General features: G+C 71.4%; 19 protein-coding genes. 6 read left to right on the plus strand and 13 right to left on the minus strand.

The genetic code is table 11. The features are described 5' to 3' along the window. The first annotated feature begins 11 nt into the window (after positions 1–11). A complete protein-coding gene (locus KUA19_RS11655) occupies positions 12–1,166 on the plus strand; it encodes a hypothetical protein (protein WP_217396205.1) in 1,155 nt (384 codons plus the stop codon). Next, positions 1,163–1,669: a GyrI-like domain-containing protein gene (locus tag KUA19_RS11660; protein WP_217396206.1), complete on the plus strand. Its 507-nt coding sequence runs from the start codon at positions 1,163–1,165 to the stop codon at positions 1,667–1,669. The genes KUA19_RS11655 and KUA19_RS11660 overlap by 4 nt, the downstream gene beginning before the upstream one ends. A 55-nt stretch (positions 1,670–1,724) precedes the next feature. On the opposite strand, the gene KUA19_RS11665 is transcribed toward KUA19_RS11660, so the two are convergent. From KUA19_RS11665 to KUA19_RS11680, 4 genes are all read right to left on the minus strand, one after another. After that, a complete protein-coding gene (locus KUA19_RS11665; protein ID WP_217396207.1) occupies positions 1,725–2,318 on the minus strand; it encodes a GrpB family protein in 594 nt (197 codons plus the stop codon). Between the two features lie 367 nt (positions 2,319–2,685). Beyond that, positions 2,686–3,105 (minus strand): DUF6086 family protein, encoded by a 420-nt coding sequence (locus KUA19_RS11670; protein ID WP_217396208.1) that lies wholly within the window; start codon positions 3,103–3,105, stop codon positions 2,686–2,688. Positions 3,106–3,162: 57 nt separating this feature from the next. Further along, a complete protein-coding gene (locus KUA19_RS11675) occupies positions 3,163–4,260 on the minus strand; it encodes a coiled-coil domain-containing protein (RefSeq protein WP_217396209.1) in 1,098 nt (365 codons plus the stop codon). A gap of 27 nt (positions 4,261–4,287) precedes the next feature. Further along, positions 4,288–5,034 carry a hypothetical protein gene (locus tag KUA19_RS11680; RefSeq protein ID WP_217396210.1) on the minus strand — a complete coding sequence of 249 codons (747 nt, stop codon included), beginning with the start codon at positions 5,032–5,034 and terminating at the stop codon, positions 4,288–4,290. Positions 5,035–5,244: 210 nt separating this feature from the next. On the opposite strand from KUA19_RS11680, the gene KUA19_RS11685 reads away from it, so the two are divergent. Further along, positions 5,245–5,433, plus strand: a complete 189-nt coding sequence (locus tag KUA19_RS11685; protein WP_217396211.1) for a hypothetical protein — start codon at positions 5,245–5,247, stop codon at positions 5,431–5,433. A 294-nt stretch (positions 5,434–5,727) separates the two neighbouring features. On the opposite strand, the gene KUA19_RS11690 is transcribed toward KUA19_RS11685, so the two are convergent. The 8 genes from KUA19_RS11690 to KUA19_RS11725 form a co-directional block, all read right to left on the minus strand. Beyond that, positions 5,728–7,836 carry an amylo-alpha-1,6-glucosidase gene (locus KUA19_RS11690; RefSeq protein ID WP_217396212.1) on the minus strand — a complete coding sequence of 703 codons (2,109 nt, stop codon included), beginning with the start codon at positions 7,834–7,836 and terminating at the stop codon, positions 5,728–5,730. Then, positions 7,833–8,207 carry an SCP2 sterol-binding domain-containing protein gene (locus tag KUA19_RS11695; RefSeq protein ID WP_217396213.1) on the minus strand — a complete coding sequence of 125 codons (375 nt, stop codon included), beginning with the start codon at positions 8,205–8,207 and terminating at the stop codon, positions 7,833–7,835. The genes KUA19_RS11690 and KUA19_RS11695 overlap by 4 nt, the downstream gene beginning before the upstream one ends. 289 nt (positions 8,208–8,496) lie before the next feature. After that, positions 8,497–9,276: a 5'/3'-nucleotidase SurE gene (gene surE / locus KUA19_RS11700; RefSeq protein WP_217396214.1), complete on the minus strand. Its 780-nt coding sequence runs from the start codon at positions 9,274–9,276 to the stop codon at positions 8,497–8,499. Next, positions 9,273–10,271 (minus strand): 1-phosphofructokinase family hexose kinase, encoded by a 999-nt coding sequence (locus KUA19_RS11705; protein ID WP_254549196.1) that lies wholly within the window; start codon positions 10,269–10,271, stop codon positions 9,273–9,275. Before KUA19_RS11705 ends, surE begins: the two co-directional genes overlap by 4 nt. A gap of 29 nt (positions 10,272–10,300) precedes the next feature. After that, positions 10,301–11,110, minus strand: coding sequence for an SDR family NAD(P)-dependent oxidoreductase (locus KUA19_RS11710; RefSeq protein ID WP_217396215.1), 810 nt, complete (start codon positions 11,108–11,110; stop codon positions 10,301–10,303). Between the two features lie 21 nt (positions 11,111–11,131). Continuing rightward, entirely contained in the window at positions 11,132–11,938 is an 807-nt protein-coding gene (otsB, locus tag KUA19_RS11715) for a trehalose-phosphatase (RefSeq protein WP_308167423.1), read from the minus strand. A gap of 32 nt (positions 11,939–11,970) precedes the next feature. Continuing rightward, positions 11,971–13,110 carry an AAA family ATPase gene (locus KUA19_RS11720; RefSeq protein WP_217396216.1) on the minus strand — a complete coding sequence of 380 codons (1,140 nt, stop codon included), beginning with the start codon at positions 13,108–13,110 and terminating at the stop codon, positions 11,971–11,973. Continuing rightward, the gene (locus KUA19_RS11725) at positions 13,097–13,879 is read right to left on the minus strand and encodes an RNA ligase family protein (RefSeq protein ID WP_217396217.1); all 783 of its coding nucleotides are present in this window, start codon (positions 13,877–13,879) and stop codon (positions 13,097–13,099) included. The genes KUA19_RS11720 and KUA19_RS11725 overlap by 14 nt, the downstream gene beginning before the upstream one ends. A 111-nt stretch (positions 13,880–13,990) precedes the next feature. Between KUA19_RS11725 and KUA19_RS11730 the strand changes: the two genes are divergently transcribed. The 3 genes from KUA19_RS11730 (at position 13,991) to KUA19_RS11740 (ending at position 16,278) form a co-directional block, all read left to right on the plus strand. Further along, a complete protein-coding gene (locus KUA19_RS11730; protein ID WP_217396218.1) occupies positions 13,991–14,338 on the plus strand; it encodes a GlsB/YeaQ/YmgE family stress response membrane protein in 348 nt (115 codons plus the stop codon). A 108-nt stretch (positions 14,339–14,446) separates the two neighbouring features. Then, a complete protein-coding gene (locus KUA19_RS11735) occupies positions 14,447–15,544 on the plus strand; it encodes a sulfite oxidase (RefSeq protein ID WP_217396219.1) in 1,098 nt (365 codons plus the stop codon). Next, entirely contained in the window at positions 15,541–16,278 is a 738-nt protein-coding gene (locus KUA19_RS11740) for a phosphotransferase (RefSeq protein ID WP_217396220.1), read from the plus strand. The genes KUA19_RS11735 and KUA19_RS11740 overlap by 4 nt, the downstream gene beginning before the upstream one ends. 13 nt (positions 16,279–16,291) lie before the next feature. On the opposite strand, the gene KUA19_RS11745 is transcribed toward KUA19_RS11740, so the two are convergent. Continuing rightward, positions 16,292–16,675 (minus strand): nuclear transport factor 2 family protein, encoded by a 384-nt coding sequence (locus tag KUA19_RS11745; RefSeq protein ID WP_217396221.1) that lies wholly within the window; start codon positions 16,673–16,675, stop codon positions 16,292–16,294. Positions 16,676–16,692 lie beyond the last annotated feature (17 nt).

The following is a 16,692-nucleotide window of genomic DNA, read 5'->3' on the forward strand; positions in this document are numbered from 1 at the left end:
CACTCTGCCGCGTGCACGACGACATCGACCGGCGCCTCGGCTGGACCCGAGACCTGATCAGCGACGACCCGGCCATTCGCGAGCGGGCGCTGCTGCGCTACAACGTGGCCGAGACGCGCTACCACGAGGTTCTCGGCCACTTCCACGCCGCCCCCGACCACAGGACGGTCCGCGCCCGTCTCGACGAGGCCGAGTCGCAGCTCATGCCGTACGCGGCCAACGGGTTGACCGAGTTCGCTTCGCGCACATCCAGCGCCCTGCTCGAATATCTGGTCATCTACCTGCGTTGGGAGGCGCTCTACCCGAACGAGTGGACCTGGCACGCCAAGCGCTGGGGGTACAAGAAAGCCTGGCTGCGCAGACTCGCCTGGCACATCCACGAGCTGCCGGCGCACCTGCTGCCGCAACTGGCCGAGCTGGTCGTGCTGGCCGCCGCACGTCCGCAGCGGGTACGCGACCAGTACTACGCCAGACTGGCGCGCCGCCTGCCCCGCGAACCGCTGTACAGCCGACTGGTCCAGTTGCACGAGTCCGGCGATCCCACCACCCGGGAACGCGCCGGATACCTGATCTGGCTGTTGGACGATCCGCTCCAGGCCGCGCCGAAACTGTCGCAGTGGCGCCGCTACCTGCGCGAACACCACGGCCGCACCGAGCATCCCCACCAGGCGGCCCAGCCCGACTCCAACGGCTGGCGTGCCTACCTGGCCGGCACCGTGGTCGTCTGCCCGCGTCCGGACTGCGCCGCCCCGGCACTCACGAGCAGGCAACCGTCCGCCGATCCGTATGACCGGCGCCGCCTCGTCTGCACCGGCAGCTGCCCGCCGTTCGAGGAGCCCGCCCCCGGCTATGTGTACACACGCGGCGAAGACCCAGAGGTCGACGCTGACTTCGGGCTTCCGCTGTGGTTGCAGCGACGCTGCCGCGACGGGCGGACGGTGTGGGCGTTCCATGCCCGACACCTCGACACCATCGAACGGTGCGTGCGGGCACGCAGCGGCAGCGGTCCAGTCGACGACGCCTGGCCGGGACCGTACGGCCGCGTGCCGGGCTGGATGTCCACCGACCGCTACCGCGAAGAAGTCCTCGCAGTGATCGCCGACCTGCGCGCCACGCTGCCCGCAGCCCTGCGTGGGCCGGGCCCAGCCGCCACAATCGAGCCATGACCTCGACGCCGCCGGTGCACCCGGCCATCACCGACCGGGCCGCCCAGCCGTACGCGGGAATCAAGCGGACCGTCACCATGAACACCATCCCGGAGATCGCCGACCGCATCCCTCAGCTCATCGGCTGGCTGGCCGCCCGGGGCATCGCCCCGGCCGGGGCGCCGTTCCTCAAGTACAACGTCATCGACATGGACCGTGAGCTGCAGATGGAGGCGGGCGTCCCGGTCGCGGAGCAGATCACCGGGGACGGGGACGTGTTCGGCGCGGTCCTGCCCGCCGGGCGGTACGTCACCGTGACCCATCGGGGACACCCCAGTGAACTGGAGGGCGTCACGGGTGCCGTGCTCGCCTGGGCCGAGCAGCAGGGCCTGCGCTGGGACACCACCGCGACCCCCGACGGCGAGCGCTGGACCGCCCGCCTGGAGCTCTACCACACCAACCCGATGGAGCAGCCCGACATGAGCCAGTGGCAGACCGAACTCGCCTTCCGCCTGGCCGACTGATACCGCATCGACGGCCCTGCCCCCGCGGCCCGGCTGAACCCACGGCGACCGACGGTCAGCGGGCCGTGAGCCCTGCCCGGCGCAGAATGTCCACGACCACGTCGGTCTTCTGGTCGGCGTACTGCGCCATGAACTCCAGCGGCAGTGCGGCGATGCGCCGCTTCTCGGCCGCGTAGCGGTCCCGGTCCTCCGGATGCGACCGCAGCCAGTCCCGGAAGATCAGATGCCGCAGGTGCTCGTCGCAGTCCGGGCCGAACACGTGCAGGTTCACCTCCGGGGCGAAGCCCTTCAGCAGCCGGTGCTCGTACCAGTCCGGTTCGCGCACCCGCAGCACGTATCCGGCGGCCACCAACGCGGGCACGTACGCGTCCTCGTCGGTCGGGTCGGCCACGATCAGGTCCACGTCGATCAGGAACTTGGCCGCGAGCCCCGGCACCGAGGTCGACCCGACGTGCTCCACCGCCAGCGCCAGCGGACCCAGCGCGGCCCGGATCCGCTCCTGCTCACGCTCGTACAGCAGAGGCCACGACGGGTCATAGTCGTGGATCACGACCGGGCCGGTGAGTCTGTTCGGCGCCCCGATCATCACCTTCGCCAGCTCCTGTTCGGTGATCGGAGCACTCGGCCGCGGCAGCGGAGGAACACGCATCCGCCCACTGTAGGCGGTACGCGCGCCCCGGGTCCGGCTGCCCGCTGATGACTCGTACCGCTACCGTGAACGCCTTTCGTGTCGCGGGGGAGGATGGCGGGGATGAGCTGGACCGCGTCCTGCGCGACGCGGGTGCGGGTCAGCGGGTGGCCAAGCTCGTCGAACACCGAACTGCGCACCGCCGCCACCGACCTGGCCTGGCTCGCCCGCGAAGCCGGGCAGCGCCTCCCGGCCGCTGCCGACTGGGACGCCGTGCGTGGCCCGTCCCCCAGGACCGGTTCGTGCTCGCCTACCTCGGCTCGCCGGTTCGCTGCTGTTCTTCGTGCTGCTCCGGCTCATCACGACGTTCCGGCGCAGGTGAGCGCGGTCAGCGCGGCATCGCCCGCGCGACGTCGTCGGCCAGGTCCCGGAGCCGCCGCACGTCCCCCAGCGGCATCGTTCCCGTCGGTCCTACCTGTATGTCCCGCGGGAACAGTTCGTGCGACTGCGTCAGCGCGGGCAGGCCGCCCTCGGCCCGCTCCACCATGACGATGGCGGTGGCCAGGAATCCCTCCACCAGCGAGCGGAGCACCAGGTGGCTGCTGCCGAGATACCGGCGCGCCAGCGTGTCCACGAAGGCCTCGAACACCGGCAGGTCGATCTCGTACTCGTCCTGGCCCAGGTCATGCATGCCGGTCGGCTTGTCCACCAGCGCGGACATCACCTCGGCCGTACGAGCGAACAACTCGGCCACGTTGTTCGACGGATTCCACAGAACCCGCGCACCGATCTGGAAGTACCGACTCACCGACCCATGATCGCGGCAAACTGGGCCAGGTACCAACTGAGATCGGTGTTGCGTTGCTCAGGCCGTGGCGGGCTCGGCGGCCGGAGTGGCCTGGGCGGGCATGGTCAGCTTGGCGGTGAGCTGGGTGAGCGTACTTGCCAGCTGTCCGACCTGGCCGGTCAGCTCGTCGACGCGGGCCCGCAGCGCGGCCGCCTCGGCCTGCGTGCCGTCGCGCTGCGCGGTGAGCACGGTGATGTCGGTCAGCCGCTGCTGCACCTGCTGCTCGGCGAGCGCGGTCGCCGACTGCTGCGCCGCGAGCGCGGCCCGCAGGTGGGCCAGCTCGGTCCGCAGCTCCTCCACCTGGCGCCCGGACTCCTGCCGCACCGTGGCGGTCTGCGCCTCGGCGGCGGCTGTCTGCTGCTGCGCCCGGGTCAGTTCGACCTTCAGCCCCTCGGCCTCGCGGCCGGCCTCCTCGGCGGCGGCGCGGGCCAGGTCGAACGCGGCCTGGACCTGGTCGGCGGCGGCGCGGGTGGCGTCACGGTCGCGGTAGGCCTCCTGCCGCAGCGCCTCGGCGGCGGCGAGGTCGCGGCGGGCCTGGTCGCGGTCGGTCTTGGCGACCTGCGCGGCATCATTGGCGGCCGTGGCCGCGGTGGCGGCCCGCTCGGCGAGTTCGCGCTGCTCCTCAGCTTTCGCGCGGGCGGCGGCGACTTCCGCCTCGGCGGCGGTACGGGCTTCGCGGACCTGCTGCTCAGCCTGCCGGCGGGTCTTCTCGGCGGCGTCGACGGCCTCGTGGACCTGTTTGGCGGCGCGGTCGGCGTCGCCGCGGGCCTCGTCCCGTTCGGTGTGCGCGACGGCGACCTGGTTGGCGGCCTCGGCGCGCACCTCGGCGAGCTGACGCTCCACCCCGGCGGGGGAGAGCTCGATCTCCAGGGCTTCCACCAGCGTCTCGGCGACCTGTTCGAGCCGTTCGACCACTTCGTACGCCTTGGCGACCTGCCCGGCCAGGCCGGGGGAGTTGCGGTGGCGCAGCCGTGAGTTGCGGGCGGCGGCCTGGCAGGCACCGTCGTTGTCGCGGCAGTAGCGGAAGGGACGCCCGGCGGCGGCGCGCTGCGGCACGGACTTGCCGCAGTGGGCGCAGGGCCGGGTGAGCTCGGGTTCGGCGTTCGCAGTGGACATCGCAGCGCAGCGTAGCCTGCCGCGCCGTCACCTGCCGAGCAGGCGCGGCACCGGCGCGTCCAGTGCCTCGAACCCGACGTTGCGCCAGGCCTCGAGCACCTGCCACGCCAGCACCGCCCCGACGAGGGTGACCACTGCGCATACCAGGAACAGTGGCCAGGCCACACCACCGGGGCGTCGCCGCAGCAACACGACCGTTGTCAGCACGGCCAGGCACAGGCCCAGCGCCGCGATCGCGTACTGCACCTGGTATTCCCGCCCGACCGTGAGCCACATGGGGTACGTCCACAGCAGGTGGGCGCTCTCCGCCGCGAGCGCACCGAACGCCACCCCGGCCGCGAGCGCGCCGGTGCGCCGCGATCCGCCGGCCACGAGGTGACCCAACCAGCCCATGACCGGACCCACGACGGCGGCGACGGCCAGCCATACGACGGTGGCCCGGCCGATCGACATGATCCCGTACAGGTCTGCCGAGCTGCCATCCTCCAGCATCCCGCCCGCCCATCGGCGGGACACCAGCAGCACGAGCAGGTAGTAGCTGACCGTGGCCAGGGCGAGCGCGCCGGTGGCCGTGGCGACCGCTCGTAGGGCATCGTGCGACAGGTAGCCGCACACCAGCGCGGCCGCACCCCATACGAACGTGGTGCTGAACAGCATCTCGGCGAAGCGGTCACCGGGCTGCGGGATCTCGTCGACTCCGAACGCGACAAGGCCGAGCGCGAGCCCGGTCGCACCGGCCAACCACCACCATGGGCGCCCCGTAAGCAGCTGCACCCAGAGAGTGTGTCGGGCCGGATGCTTCCTGCCAAGGCTCAAGATGATCCCAGATTCCTAGGATGCGATACAGGGAGTGGCGTTTCGGGGCCCTCGCAGATCAACCCATGTTCGGACGCCCTTCGGGCGACGACATGCCAAAAGACGTCCTGCCGAAAGGTCCCGAATGCGCTCGCCACCACCGGGCTGGCCGCCCTGAGCTCCTTCGGCATGAGCCGGAGGCGATACGTGGCCCGGGGAGTGCCCGGCGGCTACCGCATCTGGGACAACAGGGCGCGCCGTTGGTGGGGCGAACTCTACGAATTGTGTCCCGATCGACTGCTCGACGAACTCAACCGCGCCGCCGACCACAGCCGGATCACGGCCCTGCTCAGGTTCTACCGCGCGCAGAAACGCTGACGCGCGATCCCGCCGCTGGGCACAACCCCGTTCGACAATCCTAGGATGCCGTAGGGGTTGTGACGGTCCAGGGGAGCGGCCCAAACATCTAAACCAGATGAGGACGCCCTTCGGGCGACGACATATCAGGGGGGCCGGACGGCCCGCCGAACTCCGCCGCACACCGCCGGAAGTGCCGATCAGGCGGCGTTGAACAGGCTCTGCGGCTGGAACGCGGGCCGGTGGCCGACAAGACGACCACGGTTGACGATCAACGTGGCGCGGAGCCGCCGCGGGTGCGGAGCCGAGTTCGGCTCACTGCTCGCGGCGGGCGACGACGTCTTCCAGGCCCGACAGTTGTGGGCGCAGTTTGCGGCGGTCGGTGGCGCGGACCTGGACGCGGCCGCGGCCGTACGCGTCGCGGCGGCCCCAGCGGCCGGGCACGTCGAGCAGTGCCAGGTGGCCGATGCCGATGGGCAGGGCGGGGTCGACGACGAGGTGGTTGCCGACGGCCTGCAGGCCGAGCATCGTGCCGAGCAGCAGCAGCGGCGTGCCGGTGGACCAGGCCTGCGGGCTGCACGCGGTCGGGTACGGCACGGGGTATTTGGTGACGTCGCGGGGGTAGCCGCAGAACGCTTCGGGCAGGCGTCCGTCGAAGTATTCGGCGGCGTCGAGCATTCCGGCGGCCAGGCGGGCGGCTTCGTTCCGGTAGCCGTACCGGCGCAGGCCCCAGGCGATGAACGAGTTGTCGAAGGGCCAGACGGTGCCGACGTGGTAGCCGACGGGGTTGTAGCGTTCCTCGCCCTCGGCCAGGGTGCGGATGCCCCAGCCGGAGTACAGGCGGGGCCCCATGAGGTGGCCGACGACGGCCTTTGCGCGGCCGCGGTCGACGATGCCGCTCCACAGCAGGTGGCCGATGTTGGACGACAGGGTGTCGACCTTGGTGCCGTCGGCGTCGAGGGCGAGGGCGTAGTACTGGCCGTCTTCGATCCAGAAGTCGCGGTTGAAGCGTTGTTTGAGGTCGGCGGCCTCCTGTTCGAGCCGGTCGGCCAGGGCCGGGTCCTTCCAGACGGTGCGGGCCAGGCGAGCGGTGCGGATCTTGGCGTCGTAGGCGTAGCCCTGTAGTTCGCAGGTGGCGCGGGGGAAGCCGGGTAGGCGGCCGTCGTGGTAGGAGATGGAGTCCCAGGAGTCTTTCCAGCACTGGTTCTCCAGGCCGGTTTCGGGGTTGCGGCGTTCGTACCAGATGTAGCCGGTGCCGGTGAGGTCGGCGTATTCGTCGATCCAGTTGAGGGCGGCGCGGGCTTCGTATTCGAGCTGTCGGACCAGTGCGGTGTCGCCGGTCCAGCGTTCGTACTCGTCGAGCAGGATGAGGAACAGCGGGGTGGAGTCGGCCGAGCCGTAGTAGGGCGAGTGGGGGCGTTCCTCGAAGGCGGTGAGTTCGCCGTACCGCATCTCGTGCAGGATCTTGCCGGGGTCCTCGTCGCGGAAGTCGTCGAGGCGGCTGCCTTGGCGGGCGCCGAGTTCGAGCAGGGTGGTGGCGGCCAGGGACGGTACGAACGGCAGGGCCTGCAGGCTGGTGAGGATGCTGTCGCGGCCGAACATGGTCATGAACCAGGGCAGGCCGGCGGCGGGTAGGCAGCGTACGCCGGAGGTCATGGGGGCGAAGCGCAGTGCGGCGAGGTCGATGAGGCTGCGCCGGTAGGTGTGTTTGAGCGGTTCCCAGTCGCATTCGAGTTTGGGGGCGTCCTCCATCCAGGCGGCGAGGTCGTCTTCCATGCCGCGGCGGGAGTGGGCCTGTTGGCTGCTGGAGACGACGCGCTGGTGTTCGGCCCAGCCCCACATGCTGTGGGAGACCTGGATCTCGGTGGTCCACATGCCGTGTGGGTCGAGGTGGACGGTGTAGGTGAGGCCCTGGTCGTCGAGGTCGGCGCCGTCGGTGACGATGACGGTCTCGCGGCGGAAGGTTTCGCGTTCGTAGCCGAGCAGTAGCTGGTTGTCGGTGATACGGGTGTAGTACTTGCCTTTCTTCTTGAGGTGGTCCTTGACTTCGAACAGGTCGGCGAAGTCGGATCCGGCGTCGATGCGTACGGTGAGGTCGGCGGCTTGTCCGGCGTGGTTGAGGATGGTGAGGGTTTCGCGTAGGCCGTCGACGACGGCGCGTTGGCGGATGACGGACAGGGTGGCGTCGACGTAGACGGTGCCGGTGGCGGGGACGAGGAAGAACCGGCTTTCGAAGTAGTGCAGGTCGTCGGTTGACAGCGGGGTGAGGCGTCGGCCGTTGACGGTGAGGATCCACCGGGACAGGAAGCGGGTGTCCCAGGAGAACAGGCCGGTGGGTTCGTCTGGGTGGGCTTCGATGTCGCCGCGGGTGTCGCTGACGACGAAGGTGTTGCCGTCGAGGGTGCGTACGCTGCCGATGCTCATCGGGTTTCCCTCCGGCTGCCGGTGTTGGCGGGTGGCTGTTTGTCGGGGCGGCCGGGGAACAGCCGTTGCAGCATGACGACGAGGTGGAGTTCGCCTTCGACTTCGACCTGGCCGCGCAGGGTGGCGGCCATGGTGTTGACGCGTCCGGTGACGATGCCGTCGAACAGGGTCCGTTCGACGCGCACGACGCAGTCGGCGGTGTCGCTGCCGCGGGTGACCTGGACGTGGCCGTTGTCGATGCGGGTGTGCCAGTGTTCGGTGCGGCCGGTGCTGGTGAGGTCGAAGCGGATGGTGCCGGTGGTGGTCTCCAGCAGCGGGTGGCGGCCATGGGCGACCAGTTCGGTGAAGAACTGTTCGGTGGGGTCGGTCATGTGCGGTTCCCCCCTGCGGCGCGGGGCTGGTTGTTTCTCATCCTCCCAATGTCGGGGTGGCGGGGGGCGGAATCCGGCTTTTGTGGCGGGCGGGTGGGTGGGCGCGCGACGATGGTGCTGTGCTGTGGGTGCCGCTGACCGCCGTGGTTGTGTTGGCGGTCGTGCCGGGCGCGGGGGTGCCGACTCCGGCGCCGAGTCCGTTGCCTTCGCCGGTGCGCCCGGCGGCGCGGCCGTGGCCGCCGCCGCGTCCCGGGGACGTGGCGGACGAGGGGTCTCTGGCGGCTCGGGTTCAGCTGGCGGTGGCGAGCAGGTGTGCCAGTCCGGGTAGTTGGACGGGTGCTTCGCCCAGTGGCTGGATGGGTGTGACGGTGGCGTAGCCGTCGGCGAGCAGGGCCATGTCGGTGCCAGGTTCGAGGCGTGCGCCGGTGTCTTCGAGGGCGGTGCGGACGTAGCCGCTGCCGCGTTCGGCGATGCGCATCTGGACTTGGCCGAAGCGGCCGAAGCGGGCGCGGCAGAGGCCGTTGATGTCGCTGGTGGGGCGGTCGGGGACGTTGAGGTTGAGGATGGTGCTGTCGGGTAGGTCGTCGAGGATGGGGACGAGGGCGAGGGCGAGTCGGGCGGCGGTGTCCCAGTGGCGGGTGGTGTCGTCGCCGTCGGTGATGTCGAGGGATATGGCCAGGCCGCGGCAGCCGTTGGCGGCGGCGGTGAGGGCGGCGCCGACGGTGCCGGAGTGTAGGACGGCGTGTCCGGCGTTGGCGCCGCGGTTGATGCCGGACAGGACGATCTGTGGGGGGTCGCCGAAGGCGCCGTTGCCGGCGAGTAGGGCAGCGAGTGCGGGTGTGCCGGTGACGGCGTAGGCGGGGATGCCGGGTAGGCCGGGCAGGACGCGTTCTTCGATGATGACGCGGCCGTCTTGGGCGACAGCGCTCATGGCGGCGCTGGCGCCGCTGGAGTCGCGGGCGGGGGCGGCGATGATGACGTCGAGTCCGTGGTCGGCGGCGGTGGCGGCGAGTTGGTGTAGGCCGGGGGCGTCGATGCCGTCGTCGTTGGTGATCAGTGTCCGCTTCATGCTTTTTTGACCTTTCCGGCGAGTTCCTGTGGGGTGGTGCGGCCGCTGTCGGGGTGGTGTCCGGTGGCGGGTTCGTCGGGCAGGTCTCTGAGCTGGACGGTGTCGAGGAAGCGGTTGATGGCGTCGGCGCGGCCGGTGCCCAGGCCGTGGCGGGTGACGTTGAGGGCGCCTGCGGCGGCGCCGGTGCGTACGGCGGTGCGCATGTCGCCGCCCTGGGCCAGGACGGCGGCCAGGCCCGCGGTCATGGAGTCGCCGGCGCCGCGGTGGTCGGCGGGTTCGAGTCGGGGGAGCCTGACTTCGAGCAGGTGGTGGTCGAGCAGGGTGAGGGCGGGTAGGTCGGCGCGGCTGAGCACGATCGCGGCGGCGCCTTCGGCCTGCAGTTGCCGCATGGCGGCCAGTAGGGCGGGGGTGCTGTCGTCGGCGGCACGGCCGTCGTGCAGGAGTTCCTCGTGGGAGACCTTGAGCACGTCCAGGCCGCCGGCCAGGGCGGCGTCGAGGTAGTCGCCGGACAGGTCGGCGATGACGAGGGCACCGTTGCGGCGCAGGTCGATGGCCAGGCGCCGGTAGGTGTCGGGGGGTAGCACGCGGGGGTCGGCGACGCCGGCCAGGACGCATACGCGGGCGCGTAGGCCTTCGGCGAGCGCGAGTCCGTAGAGCTCGTCCTGTTCGTGGCGGGTGAGGGTGTGGCCGGGGGCTTGGGCGAGTTCGTTGCGTTGTCCGTCGCGTCGGTCGTGGACGTAGGCACCGTTGCCGCCGGTGGTGTCGGTGGCGGCGAGTTCGAGGCCTTCGGCGGTGATGAGGGTGCGTACGACGTGTCCGGTCTCGTCGCCGAAGGCGGAGACGAGCCGGACGGGCACGCCGAGGGAGCGGATCATGCGGGCGACCCAGACGCCTTGGCCGCCTGCGTGGAGGTGGATCTCGTCGTCGTCGCCGGTTTTCTCGATGGTGACGGTGAGCTGCGGCGATGGGGCGAACACCATGACACTGTCGGGCATACGGGTGTCGTACCCCGTTGCCGGGTGGATCAACCCCGGGTGTGTGGGCTGCCGGTGGGCATGAGCGGTGGGGGCAGTTTGAGGTCGGGGGCGGGGCTGCCGTCGGGCATCAGCGATGGCGGCAGTGGCGGGTATTCGTAGCGCAGGGGTGGTTGGCCGGGGATGAGGGCCCAGGCGCCGCCGGTGGTGCCGGTGTCGATGACGTGGTCCATGGCGGTGGCGACGTCGTCGGGGGTGATGAGGGGGTAGCCCTGTTCGGCGAGGGTGGGTCGTAGGACGTTGAGCATGGGGGTGTCGACGAAGCCGGGGCACAGGGCGTTGATGGCGATGTCGCGGGGTTTGAGGGGGTTGGCCAGGGCGCGGACGAAGCCGAGGACGGCGGCTTTGGTGAGGGTGTAGAGGGGGTTGGCCTGGCTGGGGTCGATGGCGGCCAGGGTGGAGGTGACGATGATGTGGCCGCCGCGGACGGACAGGGCGGGTAGGGCGGCGTCGACGCCGAAGACGACGCCGTCGATGTTGACGGCGATGGCGCGGCGGTAGCGTTCGAGGTTGAGTGGTTCGGTGGCGCGTTGGCCGGTGGGGACGCCCGCGTGCAGGCACAGCAGGTCGAGGCGGCCGTGTCGGGCCAGGATGGTGTCGATGAGGGCGAGGTTGGCGTCGCGGTCGCTGACGTCGAGGCTGTGCGCGGTGCCGCCGACGGTGGCGGCGACCGCGGTGGCGGCGTCGAGGTCGATGTCGGCCAGGACGGGGTGGTAGCCGCGGGCGGCGAGGTGTCGTGCGTATGCGGCGCCGATGGCGCCGCCGCCTGCGGTGACGAGCGCGACGGGGGTGTCGGTCATCGACGCATCATATGGTGTCGATCATCGGGTGCGTACGGTGGAGATCGCGCGGGCGGCGAGCCGCAGCAGGGGTACGAGGTCTGCGGGGGTGTCCAGGACGAGGTCGACCCAGTCGGCGACCTGGTCGCCGGTTTCGGGGTTGTGGATGCCGACGCAGAATGCGGCGAAGTCGGGGTCGATGTGGGCGCGGCGGTCGAGGGCGTGTAGGGCGGGTAGGTCGCCGAGGTCGTCGCCGAAGTACCAGGCGCAGGTCAGGCCGGTGGTGGTGGTGGCGATGACGTCGCCTTTGTCGCGGCGGACGGGGGGTTTGAGTTCGACGACCATGCGTCCGGGTAGGGCGGTGAGGCCGTATTCGACGGCTTTGGCCTGTCCCCACTGTTCGATGTGGTCGCGTAGGTGGGGTGCGGTGCGGTAGTGCAGGGCGACGGACAGGCGTTTGTGTTCGACGAGGATCTGGGGGTCGAGGTCGGCCATGGCCTGGCGGGCGACGGTGTCGATCGCGGGGATCCAGGGGATGACTTCGGGGTCGGTCCAGATGGTGCCGTGTTCGTCGGCTGATTCCATGCCGTAGAGGCCGTAGAGGCGTACGGGTAGGCCGCCGAAGTGGCGTTGCAGGAAGCCGACGGGGCGGCCGGAGACGATGGCGGTGGTGTGGATGAGGGGGGCGAGGTCGGCGATGGCTTCGACGGCGCCGGGGACCGGGGTGACGGCGGACGGGTCGGTCTGGATGGTCGACAGGGTGCCGTCGAAGTCGAAGAAGAAACCGCAGGTTTGGGCCCTTTCGGCAGCAATGTGTAGTGCGCCGGTAACCCTCTGCGACTCGATCACTCGCCCACTGTAGGCCACCGCCGCCCTGAGGATCACGTGAAGTGATCCATCATTCCTGTATCGATCCGGTGTACGGCATGGGCCTCGGTCACGTCCGGGGCCTGCCACCTGCCCAGCATCCGTTCCCACGCCGCCTGCGGCACCGCCGCGTCCCGGCCGCTGTTGCGGGCACGCACCACGGGCGGCGGCGCCTCCAGGGCCACGATCTCCACCCGCGCCCGGTATGACGCCGCCAGCCCGACGCACAGGTCCCGCTGCTGCCGCGACACGTTGGTCGCGTTCCACACGAACGGCTGCCCGGCGCGCAGCAGTTCCCGGGCCCGCGCGTACGCCGCGGCGACCACCGGACCCTGGTCGGCGGTCGGCGCCACCCCCAGCCGCCCACGCAGCTCGTCCAGGCTGACCACCGGCGCCCCCGGCCGGTTGGCGGCGAGCCACGTGTCCTTGCCGACCCCCGGCAGGCCCGACATCACCGTCACCACCGACCGGGTGTCGTCGAAGGCGGCGTAACCCGGGTCGCGGCCCGGGGTGCGGAAGTACATGAACCGCGCGTGGTCGGAGGCGAACGGCCACGCCGCGTCGAGCACCCCCAGTTCCGCGCAGTACTCCCGGAACAGCCCCACCTGCTCCAGCAGCGCGTCGGCGTCGGCGCACACCCGGCCCCGCGCGTCGGCCTCGGCCAGCAGCGCCAGGTCGTCGTTGGCGGCCAGCAACGACACCCGCAGCACGATCCGCTCCAGGTCCGGACGGTCCATCGCCCGCAGCGGCACCTGATGGTGGGCCACCAGCGCCGCCACCTGCTCGCGCCAGCCCGGCGGCGCCCCCAGCTCCCACAGGATCCGTCGGGCCAGCAGGTCACCGCGACGCGCGTGCCCACGCGCGTGCACGTGCCCGTCCTCGACCCGGGTGCAGTCCGGTTTGGCGACGTCGTGCAGCAGCACCGCCGCGAACAGCCGCACCTGCCGCTCACGCGGACACGCCCGCCAGCCCGGCAGCCCGACCAGGGCCAGGACGGCCAGCCGGGTGTGCTCGGCGACGTCGCCTTCGGCGTGGTGCCGCGGGTCCTGGCCGACCCCGGCCATCGCGCGGACCCACGCGAACCGCTCGCAGATCGCGTCCCAGTCCAGGTCCCAGTCGGGCCCGGACGGGCACAGCCGGTCAAAGACCCGCATACAGCACCTCCGGGTCGGCGAGCCGGTTGGCGACGATCGGCCGGTCGGCCCAGTGTGAACCGGAGTCGGTCACCGCGGTGGCGAAACTGGGCCGCACCCACTTGTACCGGCCCGCGACCTGCCCGCCCTGCTCGACCTTCAGGTACAGGCCCTCCATCAGGTCGGAGGTGTCGGACTCGGCCGCGGCGGTCGCCGGGTCGACCCCGGCGTCGGCGGCGGCACGGGCCAGGGCGTCGCGCCAGCCGGGGGTACGGCACGTCGAGGCCCCCACCAGCGCCGCGATCTGCTTGGCCGAGTCGAACACCTGCTCGGCCAGCACCGGCGCCGACATGATCGGCACCCCGGCGAGCAGGTCCCGGCGCGCGCCGGTGTCCAGGAACCGGGCGGTGGCGGTGTCCAGGACGTCGAACTCGCAGAAGTAGTGCGGCAGCGCGTCGTAGAAGACGGTGTGCTTGGCGTACAGCCATTCGCCGTAGCAGACGTACCGGTCGCGCAGGCGCGGCCACAGCAGCGGGCCGACGGTCGCCGCCCATGACTTGAACAACGTGAACTGCTGTTCACGTGGGCCGCCGGACAGGTAGTGGCCCCGCGACTGCAGCCGCAGCCGCCCGTCGGCGTCGAACGAGATGCCCGCGTTGGCGCCGTCGAGTTTCTCGCACACGACCACCCTCACCCCACGCAGCGCCGACAGCGGCACCTGCGCCAGGTCCTCGTCACCGGGCTGCAGACGGGAACCGGCCAGGTGCGGCGTACGCGGGAACTTGAACACGGCGACATGTCTACCGCCCGGACCTGCCCGGCCGCGACCGGGTTTCGTCCGGGCGCCGAAACCGGTGCCGCCGACAGGATTAACACCTCGCCGCGTGGGTAGATGCGGCCCATGACGGCTACCGGTATCCTCTCCGCGCTCCTGATAGGAATCCTCATCGGCACCTTCGGTCGCCTGGTCCTGCCCGGCCGGCAGAACATCGGCGCCGTCGCCACCGTCGCGGTCGGCATCATCGCCGCGCTGCTGGGCGGCTGGGCGTCACGACGCCTGGGCTGGGACGACAACGTCCAGGCCCGCTGGGACTGGGACTGGATCGGCCTGCACCTGCATTGGAGTTGGGCCACCCTCGGGGTGCAGCTCGCGTTCGCGGTGCTGGGCATCATCGCCGCGATGGCGCTGACCCGCACCTTCGTCGCCGACGACGACAAGCCCGTACGCCGTCGCCGCCGCAGCGCCTGACCCCCACCCGTTCGCGCCCCCGGTCGACCTGTCCGGACCGGGGGCGCGCCCGTGCCACCCGGATGCGAAGCTGAAAGGGCACCGCACCGCACGCGACAGGGGAGACCGATGAACCTCGACCAGATCAGCCGCCCCGGCCGGGTCGCCGACCACGACGAGGCCATCTCCGCCGAGGAACTGGCCCTGGCGGCCCGCAACCACGGCATCCCGCTGGAGGCGCTGCGCTACGACCTCACCCCACCGGGCCTGCACTACCTGCTCATCCACTACGACATCCCGCTGACCGACGCCGACACGTGGCAGCTGACCGTCGGCGGGCACGTCACCCGTCCGCTGACCCTCACCCTCGCCGACCTGAAGACCCGGCCCGCGAGCACGGTCCGGGTCACCATGGAGTGCGCCGGCAACGGCCGCGCCCGGCTGCGCCCGCGGCCGGTCAGCCAGCCGTGGCTGGTCGAAGCCGTCGGCACCGCCGAATGGACCGGGGTGCCGTTGCGGGACCTGCTCACCGACGCCGGGGTCGACCCGGCCGCGGTCGATGTCGTGTTCACCGGCGCCGACCACGGCATCGAACGCGGGGTCGAACAGGACTACCAGCGCGGCCTGTCCCTGGCCGACGCGATGGCGCCGGAGGTGCTGGTCGCGTACGCGATGAACGGCCAGCCGCTGCCGCCGCAGCACGGCCACCCGATGCGGCTGGTCGCCCCCGGCTGGTACGGCATGGCGCACGTCAAATGGCTGCGCGACATCACCGTCACCGACACCGCGTTCACCGGATACCAGAACGCCGTCGCCTACCGGCTGCGCCGGCAGCCCGGTGACGACGGCGACCCGGTCACCCGGATCCGGCCCCGGGCCCTGCTCGTGCCGCCCGGTTTCCCCGACTTCATGTCCCGCGTCCGGGTCGTCGACGCCGGCGTCCACACGCTGGAAGGACGGGCCTGGTCCGGGCAGGCCCCGCTGGAGTCGGTCGAGGTCAGCGCCGACGGTGGCCGCACCTGGGCCCCGGCCGAACTCGAACCCGACACCGGGCACCGGTGGGCGTGGCGCCGCTTCACCCACCGGTGGACCGCCGAACCCGGCCGCCACCAGCTCACCGCCCGCGCCCACGACACCACCGGCGCCGCGCAGCCCGTCGACCAGGAGTGGAACCGCGGCGGGTTCGCCAACAACGCCGTCCAGTTCGTCGACGTCCTGTGCCGGTGACCGGACCCCGGCCGACCGAGCACCGGCTGGGCGGCGGCAACATCGCCGACGTCGTCCGGATCGGGCAGCGGGTCCACCGCACCGCCCCCGAACGTGGCGCCTACGTCCACGAACTGCTCACCCACCTGCACCAAGCCGGATACGGCGGGTCGCCGCGCTGGCACGGCCACGACGAACACGGCCGGGAGATCCTCGACTACATCGACGGGGACGTGCCATGGCGCAGCGAGCAGCATGCCGCGCTGCGCACCCCGGACAGCCTCACCGCCCTGGCCCGGCTGGTCCGGCGTCTGCACGACCTGACCGCCGGCACCGCACTGGCCGCCGGCGGTGAGGTCGTGTGCCACCACGACCTGTCGCCGAAGAACACCGTCTACCGCGACGGCGCCCCGGTCGCGTTCCTGGACTGGGACCTGGCCGGACCAGGCCGGCGGGTCCAGGACCTCGCGCACGTGTGCTGGCAGTGGCTCGACCTCGGACCCGACGTCACCGACGTCGACACCACCGCCCGGCTGCTCGCCGTGCTCGTCGACGCCTACGGCCTGCCCGACCGGCGGTCCCTGCTGCCGACCGTGCTGTGGTGGCAGGACCGCTGCCGACGCGGCATCCTCGACGCCGCGCAGCGGGGCGTGCCCGCGATGGTGCGGCTGCGCGAGTCCGGGGTGCCGCAGCGCATCGGTGCCGCCCATGACTGGACCGCCGCCCACGCCGACGCGCTCACCGCGTACCTGTGACCGGGTCGGCGCCTCACCCGCATTCGGTGGCCTGCGACCACACCACCCGCCAGGGCGAGTCCGCCGCGGCCCGGCGGTAGCAGTCGGTGTGCCAGCACTGCAGCGGGCCCGGTTCCCGGCCCCCGACACCGATCTCGATGGCCGACCGGTAACGCAGGACCGCCAGGTCGCCGTCGGCCAGGACCTCGATCTCCGAGACGGGTTCGAACCTGCGGTAGTCGATCTCACCCGACAGGACGCCACCGACGTACTGCGCCTTCGACCATGCGCCGCCGCTGGGATGGATCAGGACGAAGTCCGGGTCGTGCAGCTGGTCGAGCACGTCCGCGTCCGCCTCGACCAACGCCGTCAACCGTGCGGTCTCAAGGTTCTTCAACGTCTGCGTGATCGAGGACATGGCGGTGAGGATACGGG

Origin of the sequence: Catellatospora tritici, assembly GCF_019083965.1 — a bacterium.
GTDB lineage: Bacteria > Actinomycetota > Actinomycetes > Mycobacteriales > Micromonosporaceae > Catellatospora > Catellatospora tritici.